General features: G+C 71.5%; 22 protein-coding genes and 1 pseudogene. 15 read left to right on the top strand and 8 right to left on the bottom strand.

The window, feature by feature from the left end; all coding sequences use genetic code 11:
- Nucleotides 1–25: 25 nt before the first annotated feature.
- The gene (locus FB453_RS10425) at nucleotides 26–1,522 is read right to left on the bottom strand and encodes an aldehyde dehydrogenase family protein (RefSeq protein WP_145789453.1); all 1,497 of its coding nucleotides are present in this window, start codon (nucleotides 1,520–1,522) and stop codon (nucleotides 26–28) included.
- Between the two features lie 308 nt (nucleotides 1,523–1,830).
- On the opposite strand from FB453_RS10425, the gene FB453_RS10430 reads away from it, so the two are divergent.
- The 7 genes from FB453_RS10430 (at nucleotide 1,831) to FB453_RS10460 (ending at nucleotide 8,175) form a co-directional block, all read left to right on the top strand.
- On the top strand, nucleotides 1,831–2,196 hold the full coding sequence (locus FB453_RS10430; RefSeq protein ID WP_486480235.1) for an FHA domain-containing protein: 366 nt from the start codon (nucleotides 1,831–1,833) through the stop codon (nucleotides 2,194–2,196).
- A gap of 77 nt (nucleotides 2,197–2,273) precedes the next feature.
- Nucleotides 2,274–3,344, top strand: a complete 1,071-nt coding sequence (locus FB453_RS10435) for an alpha/beta fold hydrolase (protein WP_486480225.1) — start codon at nucleotides 2,274–2,276, stop codon at nucleotides 3,342–3,344.
- Between the two features lie 126 nt (nucleotides 3,345–3,470).
- A complete protein-coding gene (locus FB453_RS10440) occupies nucleotides 3,471–5,261 on the top strand; it encodes a 3-hydroxybutyryl-CoA dehydrogenase (RefSeq protein ID WP_145789460.1) in 1,791 nt (596 codons plus the stop codon).
- 40 nt (nucleotides 5,262–5,301) lie between these two features.
- Entirely contained in the window at nucleotides 5,302–5,796 is a 495-nt protein-coding gene (locus FB453_RS10445; RefSeq protein ID WP_145789462.1) for a SigE family RNA polymerase sigma factor, read from the top strand.
- The gene (locus FB453_RS10450; RefSeq protein WP_145789464.1) at nucleotides 5,793–6,857 is read left to right on the top strand and encodes a hypothetical protein; all 1,065 of its coding nucleotides are present in this window, start codon (nucleotides 5,793–5,795) and stop codon (nucleotides 6,855–6,857) included. Before FB453_RS10445 ends, FB453_RS10450 begins: the two co-directional genes overlap by 4 nt.
- Nucleotides 6,858–6,924: 67 nt before the next feature.
- Entirely contained in the window at nucleotides 6,925–7,248 is a 324-nt protein-coding gene (locus tag FB453_RS10455; protein ID WP_486480226.1) for a hypothetical protein, read from the top strand.
- Between the two features lie 117 nt (nucleotides 7,249–7,365).
- A complete protein-coding gene (locus FB453_RS10460; RefSeq protein WP_145789466.1) occupies nucleotides 7,366–8,175 on the top strand; it encodes an alpha/beta hydrolase family protein in 810 nt (269 codons plus the stop codon).
- A 46-nt stretch (nucleotides 8,176–8,221) separates the two neighbouring features.
- On the opposite strand, the gene FB453_RS10465 is transcribed toward FB453_RS10460, so the two are convergent.
- From FB453_RS10465 to FB453_RS10475, 3 genes are all read right to left on the bottom strand, one after another.
- A complete protein-coding gene (locus FB453_RS10465) occupies nucleotides 8,222–9,322 on the bottom strand; it encodes an AI-2E family transporter (RefSeq protein ID WP_486480236.1) in 1,101 nt (366 codons plus the stop codon).
- Between the two features lie 165 nt (nucleotides 9,323–9,487).
- Nucleotides 9,488–9,676: a DUF397 domain-containing protein gene (locus FB453_RS10470; RefSeq protein WP_112584043.1), complete on the bottom strand. Its 189-nt coding sequence runs from the start codon at nucleotides 9,674–9,676 to the stop codon at nucleotides 9,488–9,490.
- Complete coding sequence (locus FB453_RS10475; protein WP_186718192.1) at nucleotides 9,676–9,813, bottom strand: hypothetical protein; 138 nt, start codon at nucleotides 9,811–9,813, stop codon at nucleotides 9,676–9,678. The genes FB453_RS10470 and FB453_RS10475 overlap by 1 nt, the downstream gene beginning before the upstream one ends.
- A 420-nt stretch (nucleotides 9,814–10,233) precedes the next feature.
- Between FB453_RS10475 and FB453_RS10485 the strand changes: the two genes are divergently transcribed.
- A complete protein-coding gene (locus FB453_RS10485; protein WP_145789471.1) occupies nucleotides 10,234–11,208 on the top strand; it encodes a PDDEXK family nuclease in 975 nt (324 codons plus the stop codon).
- A gap of 72 nt (nucleotides 11,209–11,280) precedes the next feature.
- Here FB453_RS10485 and FB453_RS10490 read toward each other — a convergent pair whose 3' ends face one another.
- From FB453_RS10490 to mce, 4 genes are all read right to left on the bottom strand, one after another.
- On the bottom strand, nucleotides 11,281–13,371 hold the full coding sequence (locus FB453_RS10490) for a hypothetical protein (RefSeq protein WP_145789473.1): 2,091 nt from the start codon (nucleotides 13,369–13,371) through the stop codon (nucleotides 11,281–11,283).
- A gap of 178 nt (nucleotides 13,372–13,549) precedes the next feature.
- Nucleotides 13,550–14,815 (bottom strand): DivIVA domain-containing protein, encoded by a 1,266-nt coding sequence (locus FB453_RS10495; RefSeq protein ID WP_124857649.1) that lies wholly within the window; start codon nucleotides 14,813–14,815, stop codon nucleotides 13,550–13,552.
- A 330-nt stretch (nucleotides 14,816–15,145) separates the two neighbouring features.
- Nucleotides 15,146–16,501 carry a crotonyl-CoA carboxylase/reductase gene (gene ccrA, locus FB453_RS10500; protein ID WP_145789682.1) on the bottom strand — a complete coding sequence of 452 codons (1,356 nt, stop codon included), beginning with the start codon at nucleotides 16,499–16,501 and terminating at the stop codon, nucleotides 15,146–15,148.
- A 330-nt stretch (nucleotides 16,502–16,831) separates the two neighbouring features.
- Complete coding sequence (gene mce, locus FB453_RS10505; RefSeq protein ID WP_091405814.1) at nucleotides 16,832–17,308, bottom strand: methylmalonyl-CoA epimerase; 477 nt, start codon at nucleotides 17,306–17,308, stop codon at nucleotides 16,832–16,834.
- A 61-nt stretch (nucleotides 17,309–17,369) separates the two neighbouring features.
- On the opposite strand from mce, the gene FB453_RS10510 reads away from it, so the two are divergent.
- The 7 genes and pseudogenes from FB453_RS10510 to FB453_RS10540 form a co-directional block, all read left to right on the top strand.
- Entirely contained in the window at nucleotides 17,370–18,569 is a 1,200-nt protein-coding gene (locus tag FB453_RS10510; protein ID WP_112584045.1) for an acetyl-CoA C-acetyltransferase, read from the top strand.
- 55 nt (nucleotides 18,570–18,624) lie between these two features.
- Nucleotides 18,625–19,626 carry a methylmalonyl Co-A mutase-associated GTPase MeaB gene (gene meaB / locus FB453_RS10515; protein WP_145789475.1) on the top strand — a complete coding sequence of 334 codons (1,002 nt, stop codon included), beginning with the start codon at nucleotides 18,625–18,627 and terminating at the stop codon, nucleotides 19,624–19,626.
- A 216-nt stretch (nucleotides 19,627–19,842) separates the two neighbouring features.
- Nucleotides 19,843–20,262, top strand: a complete 420-nt coding sequence (locus tag FB453_RS10520; protein ID WP_112584058.1) for an Asp23/Gls24 family envelope stress response protein — start codon at nucleotides 19,843–19,845, stop codon at nucleotides 20,260–20,262.
- Nucleotides 20,263–20,408: 146 nt separating this feature from the next.
- Nucleotides 20,409–20,810: an Asp23/Gls24 family envelope stress response protein gene (locus tag FB453_RS10525; protein ID WP_145789478.1), complete on the top strand. Its 402-nt coding sequence runs from the start codon at nucleotides 20,409–20,411 to the stop codon at nucleotides 20,808–20,810.
- A gap of 117 nt (nucleotides 20,811–20,927) precedes the next feature.
- Entirely contained in the window at nucleotides 20,928–22,616 is a 1,689-nt protein-coding gene (gene icmA / locus FB453_RS10530; protein ID WP_091405796.1) for a coenzyme B12-dependent isobutyryl-CoA mutase large subunit, read from the top strand.
- Nucleotides 22,617–22,793: 177 nt separating this feature from the next.
- Nucleotides 22,794–23,717, top strand: a complete 924-nt coding sequence (locus FB453_RS10535; protein WP_112697985.1) for a tetratricopeptide repeat protein — start codon at nucleotides 22,794–22,796, stop codon at nucleotides 23,715–23,717.
- A gap of 66 nt (nucleotides 23,718–23,783) precedes the next feature.
- Nucleotides 23,784–24,843 (top strand): annotated as a pseudogene (locus FB453_RS10540) (arginase family protein); the annotation flags it as partial.
- Between the last annotated feature and the right edge of the window lie 449 nt (nucleotides 24,844–25,292).

Genomic DNA, 25,292 nt, shown 5'->3' on the forward strand with positions numbered 1-25,292 from the left:
TTGTTGATGATCGGTTATCCGACACTTACCTTCCGTACATGACCTTGATGGCCTTGACGAGTCGGGCCACGTCGGCCGGGGTGCGCTCGAAGGTCATCGACGGCAGCAGTGACCGGGCACGACGTCGGGTGATCGCCTTGGCCCGACCGAACTCACGCAGGCCGTCCTCCCCGTGGATCCGCCCGAACCCGGAGTCGCCCACACCGCCGAACGGCAGGGTGGACATGCCGGCGAAGGTCAGCGTGGAGTTGATCGACGCCATCCCGGAGCGCAGTCGGCGGGCGGTGGCCACCGCCCGCCGACTGCCGAAGACGGAACCCCCGAGGCCGTACGACAGGGCGTTGGCGCGGGTGACGGCCTCGTCGGCGTCGCGGACCCGGCTGATGGTCAGCGTGGGACCGAAGGTCTCCTCGCGGACGGCGGCCGACTCCTCCGGTACGTCCACCAGCACTGTGGGGTGGACGTACGGCGGCTGTACGGCGCTCGGGCCGCCTAGTACGGCGCGCCCGCCGGACGTGATCGCGGCGTCGATGTGCCGGCGGATCACGTCGATCTGCCTGGGCATGGTGATCGGGCCGATGTCGGTGCCCTCCGGCCCGACCGTCAGCCGACCGGCGCGGGTCACCACCTTGTCGACGAAGGCGTCGAAGACGGCGTCGACCGCGTACACCCGCTCGATGCCGATGCAGGTCTGGCCGGCGTTGGTCATGCCGCCCCAGACGCACGCCTCGGCGGCCGCGTCCAGGTCGGCGTCGCTGTCCACGATCATGGCGTCCTTGCCGCCGCCCTCGATGAGCACCGGGGTCAGCGTCTCGGCGCAGGCGGCCATCACCTTTCGGGCGGTGGCGGTGGAGCCGGTGAAGGCCAGCTTGTTGACGCCGGAGCGGCACAGCGCCGCGCCCACGTCGCCCAGCCCGTGCACTGCGGTGAACACCGGCTGCTCGGGCACCACCTCGGCGAAGCTGTCCACCAGCCACTGGCCGACGGCGGGCGTGTACTCGCTCGGCTTGAGCACCACGGCGTTGCCGGCGGCGAGGGCGTACGCGGCGGAGCCGATCGGCGTGAAGACCGGATAGTTCCACGGCCCGATAACGCCGACCACCCCGTGCGGCTGGTATTCGAGGTGCCCGGAGAACTCGGCGAGGATGAGCCGGGACCGCACCCGACGTGGACCGAGCACGCGGCCGGCGTTGCGGGCGGCCCAGTCGATGTGCTCGATCGCGGTGACGATCTCGACGATGGCGTCGGCGGTCGGCTTCCCGCCCTCGACGTGCACCAACTCGGCCAACTGCTCGATGCGCTTGGCGAGCAGGGCACGCCACCGCAGCATCCGCTGACGGCGGCCGGTGAAGCCGAGGCCGGCCCACCACTCGCCGGCGGCGCGGGCGCGGTCGACGGCCTGCCGCACGTCGGCGTCGGTGGCGACCGGGAGGCGACCGGCCTCAGCGCCGGTCGCCGGGCTGGTGGAGACCAACTGACCCGCGTCGATGACCGGTTCGCCCGGGATATGCACTGCCGTCATGGCGGAAGTCTAGACCCGAGGATTACTCACCGGTAGGGTCCCCGATTCGGGGCCGGGGGGCCGGCGTCGCATCACCCCGGCCGATCGTTGATCAGTGCAGGTCAGGGCGTTGATGACGGATGGGGCCCGCCCGAATCGTCGAACGGCAGGTGGCCGGGAGGTGACGAGAGGCTGACCGGCCGGTCGGTATTGACGACTACCGTCTGATGGCAAGCTGACGCGCGGAGTGACGGTGTGGGGTGGAGGGCTGACTGTCCATGGAGGAACATCCGGAACTGATGCCGCTGTTGACGGTCGCGGGTGGACCGATGCGCGGCGCGAGCTTTCGTATGCGAGCCGAGATACAGGTGATCGGCCGAGCGCCGACAGGTCAGGTGGTCATCAGCGACCCACACCTGAGCCGTCGCCACGCCGAGGTGTGGCTGGCACCGGAGGGCCCGTCCCTGCGGGACCTGGGCTCCACAAACGGCACCTGGCTCAACGACCGGCGGATCACCGAGGTGGAACGACTCTCCGACGGTGACGTGATCCGGCTGGGCCGTACCGAACTGCGCCTGTTCGACCCCGGGGTGGCGCTCACCGACCCGGTGGGGCTCAGCTTCGGCCCGTCCCGGCGCGACGTCCGACCGACGTTGCCGCTGCCGCTGGCCGCGCCACCGGGCTCGCGTCGCTGATCTGGCGGCCTGCCACACCGGGTAGCTCCGTTGGGTGGCGGCCCGACACCTGGACCGGTGGGGACACCCGTGGCACCATGCCGCGGATGGAGACCGAGCAGCGGACCGTGACGGCGAACGGCATCACTCAGGCGGTACGGGTGGCCGGCCCGCCGGACGGCATACCCGTGCTGCTGATCCACGGCAACTGCTCGTCCGCGCTGTTCTGGGAGCCGCTGGTCCGCCGTCTGCCACCGACGATGCGGGTGGTCGCCCCCGACCTGCGGGGGTACGGCGACTCCGCGACCGCCCCGGTGGACGCCACCCGGGGCCTGCGGGACTTCGCCGACGACGTGGCGGCCCTGCTGGACGACCCGACGCTCTTCGACGCCGACGCGCGCCCGGTGGTGGTCGGGCACTCCCTCGGCGGCGGGGTGGCGATGCGCCTGCTGGTCGACCATCCGCAGCGCGTGGGGGCGTTGCTGCTCGCCGCACCGGTCTCCCCGTACGGCTTCGGCGGCACCCGCGACCTGACCGGCACGCCGACCACCCCCGACTTCGCCGGCACCGGCGCCGGCACGGCGAACCCGGACTTCGTCGCCCGCCTCGCGGCCGGTGACCGGAGCTCGGACGCGCCGGCCAGCCCGCGCGCCGTGCTACGAGCCACCTATGTGGCCGATCCCGCCTCTCTGGTCGAGGACGAGGAACTGCTGCTGGACACCGTGCTCTCCACCGCCACCGGTGACGACAACTACCCGGGCACGGCGGTGCCGTCGGAGAACTGGCCGGGCACCGCTCCGGGGGAGCGCGGGGTGCTCAACGCGCTCGCGCCCGCCTGGTTCCGGCTCGCCGACGAACTGGTGGCCGTCGCCGAGAAACCGCCGGTCACCTGGGTACGCGGAGACGTCGACGTCATCGTCTCGGACACCTCGCTCTTCGACCTGGCGTACCTGGGTTCGCTGGATCTCGTGCCCGGCTGGCCCGGCGCTGACGCCTGCCCACCGCAGCCGATGGTCGGCCAGACCCGGGCGGTGCTCGACCGGTACGCGGCGGCCGGCGGCGCGTACCACGAGGTGGTGTTGCCCGGTTGTGGGCACAGCCCGCACCTGGAGCGCCCGGCGGAGTTCGTCGCGGAGTTGTTGGCCCTGACCAGCGTGTCGGCCGGGTAGCTGCGCTGCTGAGCCGTGGGTGAAATATGCCACGGCGTCTCGACAACTCACCGTCACGTGGCAGACTCGCGCGCATAACCTTAGCGGCCGTTCAGTGGCCGTGCGGAGTCTCTGGGGAGGCCGGTCGTGGCGCGCGAGTTCAGCACCGTGGGTGTGGTGGGGCTGGGCACCATGGGTGCCGGCATCGTCGAGGTCTTCGCCCGCAACGGCATCGACGTGGTGGCAGTGGAAATCTCCGCGCCGGCGCTGGAGCGCGGTCGGGCCACCCTGAAGGGCTCCACCGACCGGGCGGTCGCCAAGGGCAAGCTCGCCGAGGCGGACCGCGACGCCCTGCACGAGCGGGTGCACTTCGCGGTCGGGCTGGACGCGCTGCACTCCGTCGACCTGGTCATCGAGGCGGTGCCCGAGCACCTGGACCTCAAGCAGCGGATCTTCGCGGAACTGGACCGGGTCTGCCGCCCGGAGACGATCCTCGCCACCAACACCTCGTCGTTGAGCGTCACCGAGATCTCCGTCGCCACCAGCCGACCCAACCAGGTGATCGGCATCCACTTCTTCAACCCGGCCCCGGTCATGAAGCTGGTCGAGGTGGTCCGCACTGTCGTCACCGCACCCGAGGTGGTCGCCGACGTGGAGGCGCTCTGCGCCCGGCTCGGCAAGGTCGACGTCACCATCAACGACCGGGCCGGCTTCATCGCCAACGCGTTGCTCTTCGGCTACCTCAACCACGCGGTCGGCATGTTCGAGTCGCACTACGCGACCCGGGAGGACATCGACGCCGCCATGAAGCTCGGCTGCGGCCTGCCGATGGGCCCGCTGGCGTTGATGGACCTGATCGGCCTGGACACCGCATACGAGATCCTGGACACCATGTACCGGCGCGGCGGGCGGGACCGCCGCCACGCCCCGGTGCCGCTGCTCAAGCAGATGGTGACGGCAGGGCTGCTCGGCCGGAAGTCGGGCCGGGGCTTCTACACCTACGAACGGCCCGGCTCCCCGGTGGTCGTACCGGATGAGGCGACGCCGCTGGCCACGGACAGCGCGCTCGCCGACGGCGCGCGCGCCATCGCGAAGGTCGGCGTGGTCGGCTCCGGAACGATGGCCACCGGGATCATCGAGGTCTTCGCGAAGGCCGGCTACGAGGTCGTCTCGGTGACCCGTGGCATGGAGAAGTCCGCGAAGGTCTGCGAGGCGGTGAAGACCTCGCTGAACAAGGGCGTGGTGCGCGGCAAGCTCGCCGAGGCCGACCGGGACGCCGCCCTGGGCCGGATCAGCTGGTCCGCCACGCTCGACCATCTCGCCGACGTCGACCTGGTGGTCGAGGCGGTCGTCGAGGAGCTGAGCGTCAAGAAGGCACTCTTCGCCAGCCTCGACGAGATCTGCAAGCCGGGCGTGGTGCTGGCCACCACCACCTCGTCGCTGCCGGTGATCGACGTGGCGATGGCCACCCAGCGGCCGGCCGACGTGGTGGGGCTGCACTTCTTCAACCCGGCCCCGGTCATGCCGCTGGTCGAGGTCGTCCGCACCATCCGCACCTCCCCGGAGGCCACCGCCACCGCCCGCGCCGTCTGCGCCGCACTAGGCAAGACCGGTGTGGTCTGCGGCGACCGGTCCGGCTTCATCGTCAACGCGCTCCTCTTCCCGTACCTGAACGACGCGGTGAAGATGCTGGAGGCCAGCTACTCGACGGCCGACGACATCGACCACGCCATGAAGTTGGGCTGCGGCTACCCGATGGGCCCGTTCGAGCTGCTCGACGTGGTCGGGCTGGACGTCTCCCTGGCCATCCAGCGCGAGCTGTACCTGGAACTGCGCGAGCCGGGCTTCGCGCCCGCGCCGCTGCTGGAGCACCTGGTCACCGCCGGCTACCTGGGCCGCAAGACCCGCCGCGGCTTCCGCGACCACTCGCACCGCTGACCGGGTCAACGCCGGACGGCTCCGGCGGCGTCTGCATGGTGTGACCTTCGAGGAGTACGTCGGCAGCCGCGGCCCGGCCCTGATCCGGCTGGCGCGGCTGCTGACCGGTGACGAGCACCGGGCCGAGGACCTCACCCAGGAGGTGCTGTCCCGGGCGTACGTGCACTGGCGCAAGATCTCGCGGGCGGACCGGCCCGACGTGTACGTACGTCGGATGCTGGTCAACGCCAACAACTCCTGGTGGCGTCGCCGGTCCAACCGTGAGCTGGTCGTCGACACCTTCGCCGACCGGGCGCAGCGTGGCGACCTCGGCCGTGAGGCGGCCGACCGGGACGAGATGTGGCGGCTGATCCTCGGCCTGCCCGAACGCCAGCGGGCGGTGCTGGTGCTGCGCTTCTACGAGGACCTCGACGACGCGACGATCGCGCAGATCCTGGACTGCTCGCCGGTCACCGTCCGCACCCACGCGATGCGGGCGCTCGCCAACCTCCGGGAGCGCTGCGGCGCCCCGGCCGCCAACGGGAGCCGACCGTGACAGACCTCGACGACCAGATCGTCCGAACCCTGCGCGACCGTGCCGAGGGCGTCGTGGACGCCGACCGGCTGTTGCGGGCTTCCCACGCTCGGGGCCGCCGCCGCCAACTCCATCGCCGGGTCGCCGCAGGGACCGCGTTGTCCCTGGTCGGCGCGCTCGGCATCGTGGGAGTGGCCGGGGCGGGCCTGGACGGGTTGACCGACCGGCTGCCCTGGACCGCCACCACGTCGACCGGGGCCACCCCGGTGCCGCCCCGGGTCGACGGGGTGCCCGGGGCTGCCGCCGAGCCGGCGCTGGTCGGCACCGACCCGGACGTGCTGCACTTCGGCCTCGACCCGGCGCGGGCCCGTTACCTCGGCTGGGAGGTCAACGGTGGGGGCGAATCCCTACGACTCAGCGTGGCGGACAGCGAACCGGTGCGTGTCGACGTGCGCAGCTCACCCGAGCTACCTGTCAGCGTCGAGATCGACAGCAGATCCTTCGACGTGACCGAACCGGGCCCGCAGACCTTCGACGGTAAGGTCCGGCCGGTGCTCGGCATGGCCCGTGGGCTGGTCAAGCTGTGGCAGCCCGCGCCGGGTCTGTACGCCCGGGCGGTCATGCTGCGCGGGGACCAGGCCGTGCTGAAGGAGGCGGTCCAAGCGCTGCGCTTCAACGAGGCCCGGCGTTGCGCGGCGCCGCTACGGCTGGACGCCCTCCCCGCCGGCGCGAAGGTCACCGCCTGCTCGGTCGGCGTCGCCTCGTACCCGCGTCTCATCACCGCCCACCTCACCCTTCAGCGTTCGGACTACCAGGCCATGTGGGTGCGGTACCAGTACCTGAGCACAGCGGGCACGAGCACGAGGACGAACCGGACCGTCGGTGGTCGACCCGCGTTCCTCTCCCCGAATGGGACGACGTTGGAGCTGGTCGGCATCAAGGGGACGACAGCGGCTGTCGATTTCGGCCTGCCGCAGGGGAGCGAACGCCCGCCAAGCAGCAGCTTCACCGAGGCGGACGCGGCGGTCCTGCTGGCGGGAGCACGGATCGCCACCGATCCGATCCAACCGGAGAGCTGGTAGTGATCTCAGCCGTCGAGCGGGCTGGCCACGAGATCGTCCCCGCCGACGGAACGTACGCTTGGTGACTGTGAGCCCCCGTCGCAATCGCCCTCGCCGGGACGAGAACGCCAACCTGGACGCCGACCGGGTCCGGCAGGGCGTCGCCTCGGTGCAGCAGTGGACCGACGGTGCCTGGCAGGTACGCGGCATCGGCGCGGGCGCGTCGGTCAAGACGTACCGCTGCCCCGGTTGTAACCAGGAGATCCGGCCCGGGGTGGCGCACCTGGTGGCCTGGCCCGCGGACGGCCTGGGTGACCTGACCGACCGGCGGCACTGGCACAGCGGCTGCTGGCAGGCCCGGGACCGGCGCGGCCCGGCGGTGCAGCGTGGCCGGGGCTCCCCGCGCTACTGAGCGACCAGGCCCGGAGCGCTGGCGCGTAAGGGCTTGGCGACCTGCCCGGTAGCGACCTGGGTCACCCTGTTCGTGCCTGGGCGGGCGGCGGCGGCGACTTCACGACAGACTTGGGCGGTGAGCACAGCGATCCGCGCGTCGTCGATCCTGCCCGGCCGCCGGGAGGACATCGAGCTGCACACCGCCGACGGTCTGCGACTGGTCGGTGAGCTGGCCCTGCCGGCCGACCGGCCGCCGGTGGCCACCCTGGTCTGCCTGCACCCGCTACCGACCCACGGCGGGATGATGGACAGCCACGTGTTCCGCAAGGCAGCCTGGCGGCTGCCCGCGCTGGCCGACCTGGCGGTGCTGCGGTTCAACACCCGGGGCACCAGCAGCGTGCGCGGCACCAGCGAGGGAGCCTTCGACGGCGCGGTGGGCGAGCGGTACGACGTGGCCGCCGCCATCGAGTACGCGGAGTTCGCCGAGCTGCCCAACATCTGGCTCGTCGGCTGGTCGTTCGGCACCGACCTGGCGCTGAAGTACGGCTGCGACCCGGCGATCGCCGGGGCGATCCTGCTCTCCCCGCCGCTGCGCTTCTCCACCCCCGAGGACCTGGCCACCTGGGCCAACTCGGGTCGACCGCTGGTGGCGCTGGTGCCGGAGTTCGACGACTACCTGCGCCCCACCGAGGCGCGGGAGCGGTTCGCCGCGGTGCCGCAGGCCGAGGTGGTCGGGGTTCCGGGTGCCAAGCACCTGTGGGTGGGCGACGCGGAGACGGTGCTCGACGAGATCGTCCGGCGGGTCAACCCGGTCGTCGAGGTGCCGCTGCCGACAACCTGGGACGGCCCGATGGAGGCCGGCGACGTCAGCGCGTACGCCGACCGGACGGTGGCCGCCTTCGCCGACACCCCCGTCCCCGGCCCGGCCGCCACCAAGGCGGACTGACCCGCCCGTCCGCCGGCGCCTGGCCGCCGGTCAGGCGGGCTGACGCTCAGCGGCGCTCCTGGCGGGGCAGCACCACCTCGCGCAGGATCAGTTGCAGCGCGGCCACCGTGGGGATGGCGATCAGCGCGCCCACCACACCCAGCAGCGCCACCCCGAGCAGTGCGGCCAGCAGGGCGGCCACCTCGTTGACCTCCACCGAACGCCGCATCACCTTCGGGTAGATGAGGTAGTTCTCCACCTGCTGGTAGATGAGGAAGAAGACCGCGCAGGCGATGCCGGTGGGCAGGTCGGCGGCGAAGCCGACCAGACTCACGATCACCGCGCCCAGGGTGGCGCCGATCTGCGGGATCAGGTCGGTCACCGCGACCACCACGGCCAGCGCGAACGGGTACGGCAGGTCGACGATCAGCGCGAAGACGAAGGTGGTCGCGCCGGCCAGCACCGCGATGCTCAGCGCGCCGACCATGTAGGCGCCAACCTTGGCCAGTATTTCGTCACCGATCAGCTGCACCCGCTGCCGCCGCGACCGGGGCACCAACGAGTAGCCCAGCGAGCGCAGCTTGTCGAAGTAGGCCAGGAAGTAGATGGTCAGCACCAGCACGGTCAGCGTCCGGAACACCGTGCCGAAGATCAGTTGTGCGCCGCCCAGCACGCCGCCGAGCGCCCGTCCGACCGTCTCCGCGTTGGCCGCGCCCTGCACCCGCTCCACCACGTCGTACCGCTCCACCAGGTCATTGACCGTCGGGTTGCGGCGCAACTCGTCGAGCAGGCTCGGGATCTGGTCGATGAACTGCCCCGACTGGGTGACGATCGGCGGGACCAGCGCCACGATGCCGCCGCAGAGCAGCAGCACCACCGTCAGGGCGACCCCCGCCACCGCCAGGCCGTGCGGCACACCCCAGCGGCCCAGTCGGACCACCGCCGGGTTGAGGCCGACCGCGAGGAAGAGCGCGATCACCACCAGCACGAGGATGCCGCCGGCATTGCGAATCCCCAGATAGAGGGTGTACGCCAGCAGCACGCCCAGCGCACCGGTGAAGCCGAGCAGGAAGCTGCTGCGGCGCAGTGGCCGCCCCGGTGTGCCGAACTTTCCGGACGGGATCGCCGGCGGCTCATCCGGGTCGACCCCCGGGACGGGGACCGGCACCGGCGGTGGCGTTGCCGCCGACGATGCCGGCTGCGCCTCCGTCGGCTGCGCTTCCGCCGACGGTGGCGTCTCCGCCGGCTGTGGGGTTTCGGCTGGCGGGGGACCGGGGGTCACGTCCGGCTCGTCGCCGGACGGGTCGTGCTGTGGCACCAGGAACCTCCCGGCTCAGGCCGTCGGACGACGGGCGACGGCCACGAACGCCCGCCACGCGGCGGGCGCGAACACCAGCACCGGACCGGCCGGGTCCTTGCTGTCCCGCACCCCCACGACCCCGGGCAGATTGTCCGCCACCTCGACACACTCTCCGTTGCCGCTACGGCTGGACGTGCGCCAGAGCGCGCCGGTCAGGTCCATCAGGTCACAACTTCCTTCATCAGCTCGATCGACTGGCGGCGAGACAACGCACCGTTTCTGATCATCTCCCAACGCGCCAGCAGCGTAGCCACCTCATGGTCGCCATCGACCACGAGACCGTCAATCTGGTGCTCCATGTGCCCCACCCAACCACTGTCGGCATCTCGGGCCGGATTGAACGGTCCGGAAAGGTCTCCGGTGGGGGCGGTCGTGGAGCAACGGCTCGCCGACGGCAGCCCGGTGGTGGCATCGAGACGACCATCGGCCGATCTGCTCGACCATCAATCCGCGACTCGGGCCGTACCCCGTGTTTGCCCGACCCGGCGGCGCGCGGACGCCGCACACCCCGCTGCAACCCGCGTGGTGCTGCCGGGCCAACGGCCGGCAGTGGCCCTGCGCGGAAGCCCGGCTGCTGCTCAAGGCGGAGTTCGACGAGGACCACACCCACCCCGGACGCCGCCAAATCCGTGCAGATCTTGGACAGTTTCCGTTACGGCCTAACGGAAACTGTCCAAGATCTGGTGGTGGGGCGGCGCGTAACGGCGAAAGCTGTCCGCATGCTGCCCGCCGATGACGCCGACACACTCGACTGGCTCGCCTTCGAGCAGGCGGGCGTGCTGACGACCGCGCAGGTCGCCGGGTTGCTCAGCGAGGGGCGGGTGCGGGGCCGGATTCGCTCCGGTCGGTGGCGGTCGATCTGCCGCGGGATCCTGCTGGCCGGCAACGGCCGACTCACCCGCGACCAACAACTCTGGGTGGCGGTGCTGGCGGCCGGGCCGAGGGCGGTGCTGGCCGGGGTGTCCGCCGCCGCCGAAGCCGGGGTACGGGGACTGCGACGCGAGCCGCTGCACGTGCTGGTGCCGGCAGCCCGCCGTGCCGCGCGGGCCACCCTGCGTCGACTTCCGATCGACATGCCCGCCGTCCTGGTCCACCGCACGACGGTTCTCCCCGAGGCCCATCTCCAACGTGCCCGCCCACCGCGCACCACGACGGCGCGGGCCCTGGTGGACGCGGCGGGTTGGGCGGCCGGCGTGGACGAGGCGCGGTCGGTTCTGGCCGCCGGTTGCCAGCAACGCCGGGTGCTGCCCGAGGAGTTGCAGGCGGTGCTCGACGTCCTCCCTCGGGCCACCCGTCGGCGCCTGGTCGGGCAGACCATCAGCGACATCGCGGGCGGCGCACAGGCGCTCTCGGAGATCGACTTCCTGCGGCTGTGCCGCCGGCACCGGCTGCCCGCCCCGGACCTGCAGGAGCACCGGGTCGACGCGGCCGGTCGGAACCGCTGGCTGGACGCGTACTGGCGGGAGTGGCGGGTGCAGGTGGAGATCGACGGCGCGCACCACATGGACGCCAAGCAGTGGGCGGACGACATGCGTCGGCAGAACGACGTTTGGACCAGCGGCGACCGCATTCTGCGCTTCCCGGCCTGGCTGGTCCGCGCCCGCCCGGACGAGGTCGCCGACACCGTCCGACGCGCCCTCGTCGCAGCCGGCTGGACCCCCACCCCGCCCCTACGCCACCCGACGCAGAAATGAATCTTGGACACTTTCCGTCGACCGCTGACGGAAAGTGTCCAAGATTTCGAAGCTTCGGCGGGCGGGTGCCCGTCACTCCTTGTCGATGGTGACCTTGCTGGGCTTGGCGCTGCGCTCGTCGGTGGTCGGCTTGGTGGGTCGCTTGCCGTTCTCACCGGTGCTAGTGATCTTGGTGGGCTTGGCGCCCCGGCCACCCTCGCCCGGAACGGCGGCCACGGTCGGCTCCCCGTCCACCCCGGCGCTCGCCGTCCCGCCATCCACGGTGGTCACCGGCTCGGCCACCGGCCGGGTCGTGGACTGCCCGGACTCTTCCGCGCCGGCGTTCACCGGCTGCCTGGTGTCGGCGGGCTCCGTCTTCAGCCCGGTGCCCGTACCCGACCCGGAGGCCGCGCCGGCGGCAACGCTCACGCCATCGTCCCCACCACCGGGCACGCCTCCGTTCGCGCTGGCGTCTACGGCCGGCGCGGTCGGCCCGTCGATCGGACCGGCGACACTCTGCAACCGCAGCTCGGACATCTGACGCTGGAGCTCGTCGGACTCCTGCCGCGCCTTCCAGGTCTCCTGCCGCAGATCCGCCAACTGCTGCTGGGCCTGGGCGATCTCCAACATCACCTGGGCCAACTGCTGACGGCCCGCCGCCGACTCCTGCTGGGTCGCCGCCAGGTGCTGCTGAGTGGTGGCAAGGTGCTGCTGCGTGGTGGCCGCATACTCCTCGAACTGCCGCCGCGACGCCGCGACATGCTCGTCGGCCTTGTGGCGCTTGTCGCTGGCCTCGGTCTCGGCCCGGCTCAGCAGCCCGGCGGCCTCCGCCTCGGACCGCTGGCGCAGCGCCGCCGCGTCCTGCTCGGCCGCCTGGCGGACGCCGGCCGCGCCCTGCTCGATCTCGTTCTTGCGGGCCGTGTACTCGGTCTCCAGCTCGTTCTTCCGCGTGGAGTATTCGTTCTCCAGCTCGTCCCGACGGGTGGTGAACCCGTTCTCCAGCTCCTGCTGACGGCTGGCGAGCCCAGCCTCCAGCTCCTGCTGGCGCGCCGCGTGTTGCTTGTCCAGCTCGTCGCGGCGCTTGGCGAACTCCTGCTCGGCCGCGGACCGTCGCTGCGCCAACTCCCGGTCGGCCGCCTCCCGACGGGAGTTGACCTCCTGCTCCACCCCGGCCCGCCACGCGCCCAGCTCCTGCTGGGTCTGTGCCCGGGTGTGCTGCACGTACGCCTCGGTCTCGGTGCGCATTCGCTGCACGTACGCCTCGGTCTCGGCGCGGCTGCGCTTCGCCGACTCGGTGGCCTGCGTCGTCAGCCGCTCCGCCTCCTGCTGCGCCTTGGCGCGGGTGGCCCGACCCGCCATCGACGCGTCGTCGATGATCTGCTTGGCCTCCTGCTGGGCCTTGGCATGGGTGGCCCGACCGGCCTCGGTCGCCGTGTCGGTGAGCCGCTTGGCCTCCTGGAGCGCCTTGGCGTGCACCTCCTTGGCGGCATCGCGCAGATCGCTGGCCTCCTGCCGGGCGTTGGCCAGCGTCTCGCGGGCCGTCTCGCGCAGCTTGGTGGCCTCCTGCTGGGCCCGGGCGTGGATCTCCTTGGCGGAATCCCGCAGCTGGGTGGCCTCCTGCTGGGCCTTCGCCAGCGCGTCCTGCGCCGCCTTGCGCAACTGTGCCGACTCGTCCTTGGCCGCCCGCAGGGTCGCGTCCGCCTCGGCCCGCTGGGCGGCGCTGTGCCGCTCCTCCTCCGCGCGTCGGGCGGCGAGGGCGATCTCGAAGTCCTTCAGAGCCCGCGCGGCCTGCTCGCGGGCCTCCTCGATGATGTGCTCGGCCGCGGCACGACGCGCCTCGATCTCCCCGTTCGCGTCGGCGAGGATCTGCTCGGCCTGCTCCTCAGCGAGAGTGAGGATCGACTCGACCCGCGGGCCGAGGTGCCGGAACGACGCCCGGTCGACCACGTTCATCTGCTTGCGCACCTGGGTCAGGTCGCGCTGGAGAACCTCGACCTGGCCGGCGAGCTTGTGGATCTGTGTGTACGCCTGTTCCCGTTCGGAGGCGAGGGTCGCGATCTCGTGCTCAGCACGTGCGACATAACGGTCGACCTGTTTCTTCTCGTACCCCCGCAGAGCGGACTCGAAGCTGGGCTCCGTCGTCACGTCCCCGCCGAGAGCGAACAGTTCCTCGCCGTGCGACATGCCCCCATCCTCACACGCAACGGGCCCTGCTGGGGCGATACGGACGGGCCTTGTGGGAGCTACTTCACTCCGTTGCGGTCAGCGAATACCAGGGGTTAGGAAACGCATACGGCGCGAGGTGGCACCGGTTACCCGGTGTCACCTCGCGCCGTCGATGCCCCGACCTGACGCCCTCGCGTCAGCCGGCGGTCTCCGCGGGCACCCGCTCCTGACCGCCATCGGTCTTCTTTGCTGCTTCCGGCTTGGCAGCCGGAGCGGCCTGCGCCGGCATTCCGGGAACGATGCCGGCGAGGCCGGAGAGCATCTGACCCAGCTGCGACGTGACAGCGTCCTTCTGCCGGGTGAGGTCCTCGACCTCGCGGCGGGCGGCCTGGGTGGTCAGCTCCGCCTCGGTGCGGGCCTCGGTGAGCAGGCGCTGCGACTCGGCCTTCGCCTCGTTGAGGGTCTTCTCCGAGTGGGCCTTGGCCTTGTCGACAGTCTCGGCGGCGTTGCGCTCCGACTCGACCCGCCGCGCCTCGGCGCGCTGCTCGATCTCCTTGGCCCGCTCCTGCGCGGCCCGGGCACGCTGCTCGGCCTCGCTGACCAGCTTCTGGGTCTGCGCGACCTGGGCGGCGTGCCGCTCGGACTCCTCGCGCTCGGCCTTCTCCCGCCGCTCGGCCAGCTGGAGCTCCAGGGCCTGCAGGTCCTTGTCGCGCTTGTCGCGCGCATCGGTGAGCAGCTTGGTCGCCTCGGCGCGCTTCTCCTCAGCCTCGCGGGCAGCCTTCGCCCGCTGCTGGGTGATCTCCCGCTCGGCGGTGGCCCGGAGGGTGGCGACCTCCCGCTCGACTGTCGACTTCAGCTCGGCCACCTCGTGCGCGGTGACCGTACGCAGCTGCTTGGTCTCCCGGTCGGCGTCGGCGCGCAGCGTGTCGGCCTCGCGGCGTGCCTGCACCCGGACCTCGGCGGCCTCGCGCTCGGCGGCCGTACGCAGGTTGCCCGCCTCGCGCTCGGCGCTCGCCTTCATGGCGGCGGCCTCGGCGCGGGCCTTGTCGGTGATCTCGCGGGCCTCGAGGCGGGCGGCGGAGAGGATGCCCTCCGACTCGCGCTTGGCCTCGTTGCGATGGTCGTTGGCCTGCTCCTCGGCGAGCCGGAGGATCTGCTCAACGCGCGTGCCGAGCCCGGAGAGGGTGGGCCGGCTGTTCTCTTCGAGCTGCTTGTTCGTGTCGGTGAGCTTCTGCTCCAGCGCACTCATGCGCTGCTCGGCCTGGCGGAGCCGACGCTGGGCGTCGTTCATCCGCTGCTCGGCCTCGGCACGGGCCTGCTCGGACTGGGTCAGCGCGGCGGTCATCCGGCCGAGGAAGTCGTCGACCTGATGAGTGTTGTATCCGCGCAGGCCAACGGTGAAATCTGGCTGCGAGTTCGCGTTATCGAAGAACGCGAGAGGGGAGGACTGCTGCTGGGGCATTGGGACATACTGGCAGACGCCCCAGGGTGCTTCGCAAGAGCGGTGCGAAGCTTTCGTGCCCTCTTTACATGGTCAACTCCCGCGATCGGCCAGGTTGGACCAATCGGCGATCTTGGCAGGTCCCGGCGGGTCGGACGCCACGCAGCGTGACGCGGAAAAGGGCCCCGGGGTTACCCCGAGGCCCTTTGTTCGATCCGGGCGGCTTATCCGCTAATGGGGGCGGAAGAACAATGAGCGATCAGCGCAATGGTCATCCGGCGTTCCACCGTCCGGCCGGGACCCGCCCCGGCTCCGGATGCCGGTCGGTGCCCCGGGGACCGGCGGTGCCGCTCAGTGCCCCCGGAACCGGTTGATCGCGTCCTCGTGCCGGGCCCGCAACTCCCCGTCGCGCACGCCCAGCCCGTCGGTCGGTGCGAGGCAGCGCACGCCGACCTTGCCCTGGTGGGCGTTGCGGTGCACCTCGTACGCGGCCTGGCCGGTCTGCTCCAGCGGGTAGGTGCGGGACACCGTGGGGTGCACCTTGCCGAGCGCGACCAGGCGATTGGCCTGCCACGCCTCGTGGTAGTTGGCGAAGTGGCTGCCCACGATCCGCTTGAGGTGCATCCACAGGTAGCGGTTGTCGTACTGGTGCAGGAAGCCGCTGGTGGAGGCGCAGGTGACGATGGTCCCACCGCGCCGGGCCACGTAGACGCTGGCGCCGAACGTCTCCCGACCCGGGTGCTCGAACACGATGTCCGGGTCCTCGCCGCTGGTCAGCTCGCGAATCCGTTCGCCGAAGCGCCGCCACTCGTCCGGGTCCTGGGTCTCCTCGTCCTTCCAGAAGCGGAAGCCCTCCGCGGCCCGGTCGATGACCAGCTCCGCGCCCATCTTGCGGCACAGCTCGGCCTTCTCCGGCGAGGACACCACGCAGACCGGAATCGCGCCGCCGTTGAGCGCCATCTGGGTGGCGTAACCGCCGAGGCCGCCAGAGGCACCCCAGATCAGCACGACGTCGCCCTGCTTCATGTTGGCGCCGTGGTGCGAGACGAGCTGCCGGTACGCGGTGGAGTTGACCAGCCCGGGACTGGCCGCCTCCTCCCAACTCAGGTGCCGCGGCTTGGGCATCAGCTGGTTGGCCTTGACCACCGCCAGCTCGGCCAGCCCGCCGAAGTTGGTCTCGAAGCCCCAGATCCGCTGTTGCGGGTCGAGCATGGTGTCGTCGTGCCCGGCCGCGTCCTCCAGCTCGACGGAGAGGCAGTGCGCGACCACCTCGTCGCCGGGCGCCCAGCGGGTCACCCCGGGGCCGGTGCGCAGCACGACGCCCGCCGCGTCCGAGCCGACCACGTGGTACGGCAGGTCGTGCCGGCGGGTCAGCTCGGAAACCCGGCCGTAGCGCTCCAGGAACTTGAAGGTGGGCAGCGGCTCGAAGATGCTGGTCCACACCGTGTTGTAGTTGATCGCGCTGGCCATCACCGCGATCAGCGCCTCGCCCGGCGCCAGCTCCGGCGTCGGCACCTCCTGCACGTGCAGGGCCTTGCGCGGGTCCTTGTCCCGGGTGGCCATGCCGTCGAACATCCGGGCCTCCTCGGCGCGGACCACCACGCCTCGATAGCTCTCCGGTACGGGCAGCCCGGCGAGGCCGGCGAGTTCGCGGTCCGGATCGTTCGATTCCTCCGCCGCCATGATCGCTTCGAGGATGTCCTGCACGGTGACCTCCGGTTCATCCGCACCCGCACGGGCCCGGGTGCTGCCATCGTCGGCGCCGGTGGGCACGACCGCCATGTCGGCATTCGACACATCCGGCACCGGTCGCGCTCCTGTGGGGCCGGACGTTACTGAACGGTAGCTAGGCCGGGAAGTCCTCTGTGAAAAACTGCATCCGCCGATGCGTGAAGGTGTCCAGCCACCCCGCCAACCGCGCACTGACGTGCGCGCACCGGACGCCGCCTCTCGTTGATCAAGAGCTTTCGGTCATCTCTGCGGCGCGGGATGACGCAAACCTCTTGATCAACGAGGGGTGGGGGTGGGACCGGGGGGTCAGTGGGGGGTGGGGGCGGGTTGGACCAGTTCGACGAGGACGCCACCGGCGTCCTTGGGGTGCACGAAGTTGATCCGGCTGTCCGCGGTGCCACGCCTCGGAGCGTCGTAGAGCAGGCGCATGCCGCGCTCACGTAGCGCCGCGCAGGCCACGTCGATGTCGACCACGGTGTACGCGACCTGCTGCACGCCCGGCCCGTTGCGGTCCAGGAACTTCGCGATCGTCGACTCCGGGGTGAGCGGGGCGAGCAGTTGCACGCAGCCACCCTCGGTGGTCGGCCCGACGGCCAGCATCGCTTCCCGAACGCCCTGCTCGGTGTTGGTCTCCACGTGGACGCAGCGCATCCCGAACGTCCGCTGGTAGAAGTCGATCGCGGCGTCGAGGTCGGCCACGGCGATCCCGACGTGGTCAATCTTGCGAAGCCCGATGTCTGTGACGTAGTCCGCACCGGGCTCGACGGGGGAGTTCTCTGCCATGGCGCTAGTCTGGCCGAACAATCGTTAAGGCGTACAGCTCGGCACCCCTTCGGAGGCAGGCATGGCTTCGGTGATCGTCAGCGGCGCGCGGACCCCGATGGGCCGGCTGCTGGGCAACCTCAAGGACCTCCCGGCCACGAAGCTCGGCGGGATCGCCATCAAGGCGGCGCTGGAGCGTGCCGGCGTCAGCCCGGACCAGGTCCAGTACGTGATCATGGGGCAGGTGTTGCAGGCCGGCACCGGTCAGATCCCGGCTCGGCAGGCGGCGGTCGAGGCCGGCGTGCCGATGTCCGTGCCGGCGCTGACCATCAACAAGGTCTGCCTCTCCGGCCTGGACGCGATCGCCCTTGCCGACCAGCTGATCCGGGCCGGCGAGTTCGACATCGTGGTGGCCGGCGGCATGGAGTCGATGACCAACGCCCCGCACCTGCTGATGGGCCAGCGCACCGGCTACAAGTACGGCGACGTGGTGGTCAAGGACCACATGGCACACGACGGGCTCAGCGACGCCTGGGACTGCTGCTCGATGGGCGAGTCGACCGAGCGGCTCGGTGCCAGGCACGGCATCTCCCGCGCGGAGCAGGACGCCTTCGCCGCCGCCAGCCACCAGCGGGCCGCCGCAGCACAGAAGAACGGCCACTTCGCCGACGAGATCGCCCCGGTGGTCATCCCGCAGCGCAAGGGTGACCCGCTGGTGATCAGCGAGGACGAGGGCATCCGCCCGGACACCACAGTCGAGTCGCTGGCCAAGCTGCGCCCCGCCTTCGCCAAGGACGGCACCATCACCGCCGGCAGCTCGTCGCCGATCTCCGACGGCGCCGCCGCGGTGCTCGTGATGAGCAAGGCCAAGGCGAAGGAGCTGGGGCTGACCTGGCTGGCCGAGATCGGTGCGCACGGCAACGTGGCGGGCCCGGACAACTCCCTGCACTCGCAGCCGTCCAACGCCATCAACCACGCCCTGAAGAAGGGTGGCCTGAGCGTTGCGGACCTGGACCTCATCGAGATCAATGAGGCGTTCGCGCAGGTCGGTGTCCAGTCCACCCGGGACCTCGGGATCAGCCCGGACAAGGTCAACGTCAACGGCGGCGCGATCGCGCTGGGGCACCCGATCGGCATGTCCGGCGCGCGTCTCGTACTCACCCTTGCTCTGGAGTTGAAGCGCCGTGGCGGTGGCACCGGCGCGGCCGCGCTGTGTGGCGGCGGTGGCCAGGGCGACGCGCTGATCATCCACGTGCCGGGCAAGGCCGAGACCAGCCAGTGAGCGCGAGGAGTGAGCCGGTCCTGCGAGCCCCGCAGTCGCGAACAGGGATGACGCAGTGAGCGAGGCTGAGCACGTCCCGGCAGCGGGCACCACGTCGGTGCGCCGCAGCCGGGACGTACCGCTGCTGGTCGAGCGGGCCCGCACGGGTGACCCCCGCGCGGTGGCGCGCCTGATCACGTTGGTGGAGAACGGCGACGCGCTGTTGCCGGAGATCGCCGCGGCGCTGGCGCCGTACGCCGGGCAGGCCCAGGTGGTCGGGCTGACCGGTTCACCCGGGGTGGGCAAGTCGACCACCACGAACGAGCTGGTCCGCGCGCTGCGGGCGCGCGGGCACCGGGTGGGCGTGCTGGCGGTCGACCCGTCCAGCCCGTTCACCGGCGGAGCGATCCTCGGTGACCGGGTGCGGATGCAGGACCACGCCACCGATCCGGGCGTCTACATCCGGTCGATGTCCAGCCGGGGGCACCTCGGCGGGCTGGCCGCGGCCACGCCGCAGGCGGTCCGGGTGCTGGAGGGCGCCGGCTGCGACGTGGTGCTGGTGGAGACGGTCGGCGTCGGGCAGGCCGAGGTGGAGGTCGCCTCGCTCGCCGATACGACGCTGGTGCTGCTCGCACCCGGGATGGGAGACGCGATCCAGGCGGTCAAGGCCGGCATCCTGGAGATCGCCGACGTGTTCGTGGTCAACAAGGCGGACCGGGACGGCGTCGACGCCACCGTCCGTGACATCCAGGGCATGATCGCGCTCGGTGAGCGCGGGCCGGGGCAGTGGCGGCCCCAGGTGGTCCGGTCGGTCGCCGCGCGGGGCGAGGGCATCGACGACATCGCCGCCGCCATCGACAAGCACCGGGGCTGGCTGGTCGAGCACGGCGAGCTGCGCCGCCGCCAGGAGGCGCGGGCCGCCGCCGAGATCGAGGCGATCGCGCTCGGCACCCTCCGCGCGCGGATCGGCTCACTGCGCGACGGTACGGAGTTGGCCACGCTCGCCACCAAGGTTGCCGAGGGCGCGACCGACCCGTACACGGCGGCTGACGAGTTGCTCGCCCAGCTCGCGCGCTGACCCGGCGAGCCGCCGGCCGGCGCGGCCACCTGGAGGAACCCGATCGGCACTGTCCGGTGCGGACCGTCGCCGTCGCTCGTGCGCGCCGCACGCCCGCAAGCGAAGGTCGCTCTGGTTTTAGTAGGCTCGCCGCGCGTAGCCGCAAGCGGGGCTTCCGCGAAGCGGGCTGACGAGCAGGTCGGTCCACAATGCACCGGGACCAGGGGAGATGTGATCATGACGGACGCGGTGGAGAACGCCGGCGCAGTGCAGCCCGCGACGGGCGCGGCCCGGGGTGTCACGTCGGTTTCCGACGAGGTCGTGGAGAAGATCGCCGGTACGGCCGCTCGTGCCGTGCCCGGTGTCGCCGATCTCGGCGGTGATGTTTCCCGGTTCTTCAACAGCGTGCTGGACAAGATCGGCCTGGACGAGGTGGGCGACGCTCGGCGGGGCGTGTCGGCCGACGTGAAGGGCAGTTCGGCCGTCATCAACGTGGTCCTGGTGATCGACGCCGGGCACGTCGTGGCCGACGTGACCGAGGCGGTACGGGCCGCGGTGATCGAAGCGGTGGAGAAGTACGGCCTGACGGTCACCCAGGTCAACGTCACTGTGGACGACATCGAGCTGAACCAGCCGGGGGCGGCAGCCGGAGCCTGAGGCGTAGCCCCCCGACGGCCAGACGGCTGCCGGACCGTCCGCCAGGAACATCCCGGGACGGCATCGTCCCAGTAGGCTCGCACCGCCCCGTCTTCACCGGGGCCGGACGTGCCCAGACGCGGTGGTACGAGGAGCAGGGAGCGACTGTGGACCTGGAAGCAACGCGGGAGCTGACCAGGGCGTCGGTGCCGGCTGGCGGGACGACGCAGGTCGCCGACGAGGTGATCGAGAAGATCGCCGTCGCGGCGGCCCGTGCGGTGCCCGGCGTGGCCGACCTGGGCGGGGACGTCGCCCGGTTCTTCAACGCGGTTCTCGACCGGGTCGGGCTGGACCAGGTGGGTGACGCCCGGCGGGGTTGCTCGGCCCACGTGACGGGGGACGCCGCCGTGGTCAACCTGGTGTTGGTGATTGAGGCAGGTCGGCCGGTACCGGAGATCACCCGTCAGGTACGCGCCCAGGTGACGGAGACGGTCGAGGCGTACGGGCTGCGGGTCGACGAGGTCAACATCCGGGTCGACGACGTGGCGATGGGTGGACCGACCCCGTAGCGCGTAGCCGGGCGTTCAGATCGCGCGTTACTCGCCGGTACGGCCTGACTTAGCGATCGTTCAGGTAGGGGCCTTACACTCGACGTGCAGTCGAGGACCCGAGGAGGAGCCCTGCTCATGGACGCCGACGAGATCGACGCCGGACGGGCGCGCTGGCAGGCCCGGTACGACGCCGCGCGCAAGCGGGACGCGGACTTCACCACGCTCTCCGGCATGCCGGTGGAGCCGGTGTACGGGCCGCCGGAGGGCGCCACCTATCCGGGCTTCGAACGGATTGGTTGGCCGGGCGAGTATCCGTACACCCGGGGTTTGTATCCCACCGGTTACCGCGGTCGGACCTGGACGATCCGGCAGTTCGCCGGCTTCGGCAACGCCCAGCAGACCAACGAGCGCTACAAGATGATCCTCGGCGCCGGCGGCGGCGGGCTCTCTGTGGCGTTCGACATGCCGACGCTGATGGGCCGCGACTCGGACGACCCGCAGGCGCTCGGCGAGGTCGGCCACTGCGGCGTGGCAATCGACACCGCCACCGACATGCAGGCGCTCTTCGACGGCATCGACCTGGCCGGCGTGACCACCTCGATGACCATCTCCGGTCCGGCAGTGCCGGTGTTCTGCATGTACCTGGTCGCCGCCGAGCGGCAGGGCGCCGACCTGTCCAAGCTGGACGGCACCCTGCAGACCGACATCTTCAAGGAGTACATCGCGCAGAAGGAGTGGCTCTTCGACCCGGAGCCGCACCTGCGCCTGATCGGCGACCTGATGGAGTACTGCGCCCGGGAGATCCCGCGCTACAAGCCGCTGTCGGTCTCCGGCTACCACATCCGTGAGGCCGGCTCGACCGCTGCGCAGGAGCTGGCTTACACCCTGGCGGACGGCTTCGGCTACGTCGAGCTGGGCCTCTCGCGTGGGCTGGACGTGAACGTCTTCGCGCCGGGGCTGAGCTTCTTCTTCGACTCGCACCTCGACTTCTTCGAGGAGATCGCCAAGTTCCGCGCCGCCCGCCGGATCTGGGCCCGTTGGCTGCGTGACGTCTACGGCGCGACCAGCGAGAAGGCCCTGTGGCTGCGGTTCCACACCCAGACCGCCGGGGTGTCGCTGACCGCGCAGCAGCCGGTCAACAACGTCGTACGCACCGCCGTCGAGGCTCTCGCGGCGGTGCTCGGCGGCACGAACTCGCTGCACACCAACGCGCTGGACGAGACCCTGGCGCTGCCCACCGACGAGTCGGCCGAGATCGCCCTGCGTACCCAGCAGGTGTTGATGGAGGAGACCGGTGTGGTCAACGTGGCCGACCCGCTCGGCGGCTCCTGGTACGTCGAGGCGTTGACCGACAAGATCGAGGCCGAGGCGGAGGAGATCTTCGCCCGGATCCGGCAGCTCGGCGGAGACGGGCCACACCAGATCGGCCCGATGACCTCGGGCATCCTGCGCGGCATCGAGGACGGCTGGTTCACCGGGCACATCGCCGAGTCGGCCTTCGTCTACCAGCAGGCCCTCGAAAAGGGTGACAAGAAGATCGTCGGGGTCAACTGCCACACCGGCACGGTCGCCAAGGAGCTGGAGATCCTGCGCATCTCGCACGAGGTGGAGCTGGAGCAGCGCCGGGTGCTCGCCGAGCGCAAGAGCGCGCGGGACGAGTCAGCGGTCCGCGCGGCGGTGACCCGGATGATCGAGGCGAGCCGTACCGACGAGAACATGATCCCCGCCATGCTCGACGCGGTCCGCGCCGAGGCGACCCTGGGCGAGATCTGCGACGCCCTGCGCGCCGAGTGGGGCACCTACCGAGAGCCAGCCCGCTTCTAACCCCCAACCACCACCCCTCCGCGATCTTGCAGTTTGTGCGCCGACATAAGGCATGAATGCGGCGTACCGGCGACAAAATGTGCAAGATCGCGGAGGGTGGGGACGGGGCGTGAGAGTTGCAACGTCGGGGTTGCGGGTGAGCTGAGATCGGGGGCTCACGTGCGAGACTAGGTAACCATGAGCGACCCACGGATCACCTCGTCGATCTTCACCCGCGGCGCGGTCGACCTCAGCACGCTGCGTGGCCCCGCACCAGCAAGTACCCGCCCCGGCACGCCCCCGCAGGGCGGCCCGTCCAACGGCGCCCCCGGCGCGCCCACCGCCGGCGGTGACACCGCCATCGTGGACGTCACCGAGGCGACAATTCAGTCCGACGTGCTCGAACGCTCGATGGCCACGCCCGTCGTCGTGTTCTTCGGTGCGGCCGGCTTCCCGGAGAGCGACGAGTTCGCCCCGGTCCTGGAGCGGCTGAACGCCGAGGGCGGCGGCGCCTGGGTGCTGGCCCGGGTCGACGTGCAGGAAAATCCCCGAATCGCCCAGATGTTCCGGGTGCAGGGCATCCCCATGGTCTACGCGGTCGTCGGCGGCCAGCCGGTCGACGCCTTCTCCGGAGTGGTTCCCGAGGCTCAGCTGCGGCAGTGGCTTCAGGCCGTGCTCAAGGCCGGTGGCGTGACCGTCGCCGAGCCGGAGGACCCCCGCCTCGACGAGGCGGACGACGCGCTGATGAGCGGCGATCTGGACGCCGCCGAGCAGGCGTACCGGAAGATCCTCGCCGACGCCCCGGCGGACGCCGCGGCCACGGCGGGGCTGGCCCAGGTCGGGGTGGCCCGTCGGGTGGCCGGCGCCGACCCGTCCGCCGCGCTGGCCGCCGCCGAGAGCGCCCCCGACGACGTCGCCGCCCAGCTGCTGGCCGCCGACATCGAGGTGCTCAGCGGCCTGGCCGAGCAGGCGTACGCCCGGCTCGTCGGTCTGGTCCGGCGCACCGCCGGTGAGGACCGTGAGACGGTTCGCCAGCACCTGGTCTCGCTCTTCTCCATCGCCGGCCCGGACGATCCGGCGGTCGCCTCGGCACGTCGGGCCCTGGCCAGCGCCCTGTTCTGAGTTCGTAGCACGCCAGCGCGGGCCGGCGTTCCGGCCGGCCCGCCCGACCACCGAGGACGGGAGCTCATGATGCGCCGGATCGCCGTCCTCGACGCGCCGACAAATCTCGGTCTACGGCCGCCGACGCCCACGTCGGTCCCGGGTTGCGCCAAGGCGCCCGGGGCGCTGCGCGACCACGACCTGCTGGCCCGGCTCCGCGCCCGCGACGCCGGCTGCGTCACCCCCGCCCGGTACGACCCGGGCGACTGGCGGCCCGGCGACGGGGTGTGCCACGCACGGGAGATCGCCGACTACTCGTTGGCCCTCGCCGAACGCATCGGCTCGATCATCGACCGGGGTGAGTTCCCGGTCGTGCTCGGGGGCGACTGCTCCGTGCTCCTCGGCTCGGCCCTGGCCATGCACCGCCTCGGCGAGGCCGTCGGCGGGCGGATCGGGCTGGTCTTCGTCGACGGGCACTCCGACTTCCGGCACCCCGGCAACGCCTCCTACGTCGGCGCCGCCGCCGGTGAGGACCTGGCCCTGGTCACCGGGCGAGGGCAGGCCGACCTGGCCGCGCTGGAGGGCCGTCGGCCCTACTTCCGCGACATCGACGTGGTGGTGCTCGGCATTCGCGCCCAGGACGAATACCGGCTCGACCTCCAGGCCGCCGGGATCACCACCCGACCGGTGCCGGCGCTGCGCGCCGAAGGAGCCGCCCGGACGGCCCAGTGGGCGCACGAGCAACTCGCCGACTGCGCGGGTTACTGGGTGCACATCGACGTGGACGTGCTGGACCCGGCGGTGATGCCCGCCGTGGACGCCCCCGACCCGGGTGGAATCGCCTTCGCCGAGCTGGAGATCCTGCTCGCCGGCCTGGTCGACACCCCGCACTGCCTCGGCGTGGAGCTGACCGTCTTCGACCCCGACTACGACCCGGACGGCTCGTACGCGGCCGAGATCGTCAACACGGTGGTCGCCGGTCTGGCACCGGTGACCGCCCCGGAAGCCGTGCCGCCCCGACTGCTGTCGGCCCGGCCCACGCCCTCCCCGCGGCGCGGCAACGGCCGGGCCGCGACCGCCACCACCGATCGCTCCGGCCGCGCCGAGCGGCTCGACCGTGCCGAGCGTCCCAACCGTGCCGAGCGGCTCGACGGGCTGGTCAGGCTTGACGGGCTCGACGGTGCTGAGCGGGTTGCGAGGCTTGAGTTCCCCGCTGACATCGACGCCGCTGACATCGACCCCGCCGATGTCGGGCCTGCTGGGCTCGGGCCCGCCGATGTCGGGCCTTCCGGCGTCGGTGTCCCCGGCGTCGGTTCGTCGATGGCTGCGGTGCCGTACGACGTCCCGGCCGAGGGGGAGCCGCCCGGCGCGGGCGGACGGGCCCACTCCGAGCCATCGGGCGTCGCGGCCAGTGGCGCGCCCCTGGTCGAGCGCGAACCGGTCGGCCCGCCGGCGTCGGCCGGCCCAGGTCTCCTGCGACGCACCGCCGCCCCGTCGACGCAGAACCCGCCCGAAAGGCACGAAGCCGGCACCGCCTGACCCGACCCTCGGCCCCCTAGCCTTGATCGACTCGGTTTCAGTGACTCCGGGCTGTCC

It is taken from the genome of Micromonospora sp. CNZ322 (assembly GCF_007827755.1).

Coding starts and splice junctions, on each gene's coding strand:
- FB453_RS10425 (WP_145789453.1), bottom strand. CDS start 1,522: ATGACGGCAGTGCATATCCCGGGCGAACCGGTCATCGACGCGGGTCAG.
- FB453_RS10430 (WP_486480235.1), top strand. CDS start 1,831: ATGCGCGGCGCGAGCTTTCGTATGCGAGCCGAGATACAGGTGATCGGC.
- FB453_RS10435 (WP_486480225.1), top strand. CDS start 2,274: ATGCCGCGGATGGAGACCGAGCAGCGGACCGTGACGGCGAACGGCATC.
- FB453_RS10470 (WP_112584043.1), bottom strand. CDS start 9,676: ATGGACCTGACCGGCGCGCTCTGGCGCACGTCCAGCCGTAGCGGCAAC.
- FB453_RS10475 (WP_186718192.1), bottom strand. CDS start 9,813: ATGGAGCACCAGATTGACGGTCTCGTGGTCGATGGCGACCATGAGGTG.
- FB453_RS10485 (WP_145789471.1), top strand. CDS start 10,234: ATGCTGCCCGCCGATGACGCCGACACACTCGACTGGCTCGCCTTCGAG.
- FB453_RS10490 (WP_145789473.1), bottom strand. CDS start 13,371: ATGTCGCACGGCGAGGAACTGTTCGCTCTCGGCGGGGACGTGACGACG.
- FB453_RS10495 (WP_124857649.1), bottom strand. CDS start 14,815: ATGCCCCAGCAGCAGTCCTCCCCTCTCGCGTTCTTCGATAACGCGAAC.
- mce (WP_091405814.1), bottom strand. CDS start 17,308: ATGGCAGAGAACTCCCCCGTCGAGCCCGGTGCGGACTACGTCACAGAC.
- FB453_RS10510 (WP_112584045.1), top strand. CDS start 17,370: ATGGCTTCGGTGATCGTCAGCGGCGCGCGGACCCCGATGGGCCGGCTG.
- FB453_RS10520 (WP_112584058.1), top strand. CDS start 19,843: ATGACGGACGCGGTGGAGAACGCCGGCGCAGTGCAGCCCGCGACGGGC.
- icmA (WP_091405796.1), top strand. CDS start 20,928: ATGGACGCCGACGAGATCGACGCCGGACGGGCGCGCTGGCAGGCCCGG.
- FB453_RS10535 (WP_112697985.1), top strand. CDS start 22,794: ATGAGCGACCCACGGATCACCTCGTCGATCTTCACCCGCGGCGCGGTC.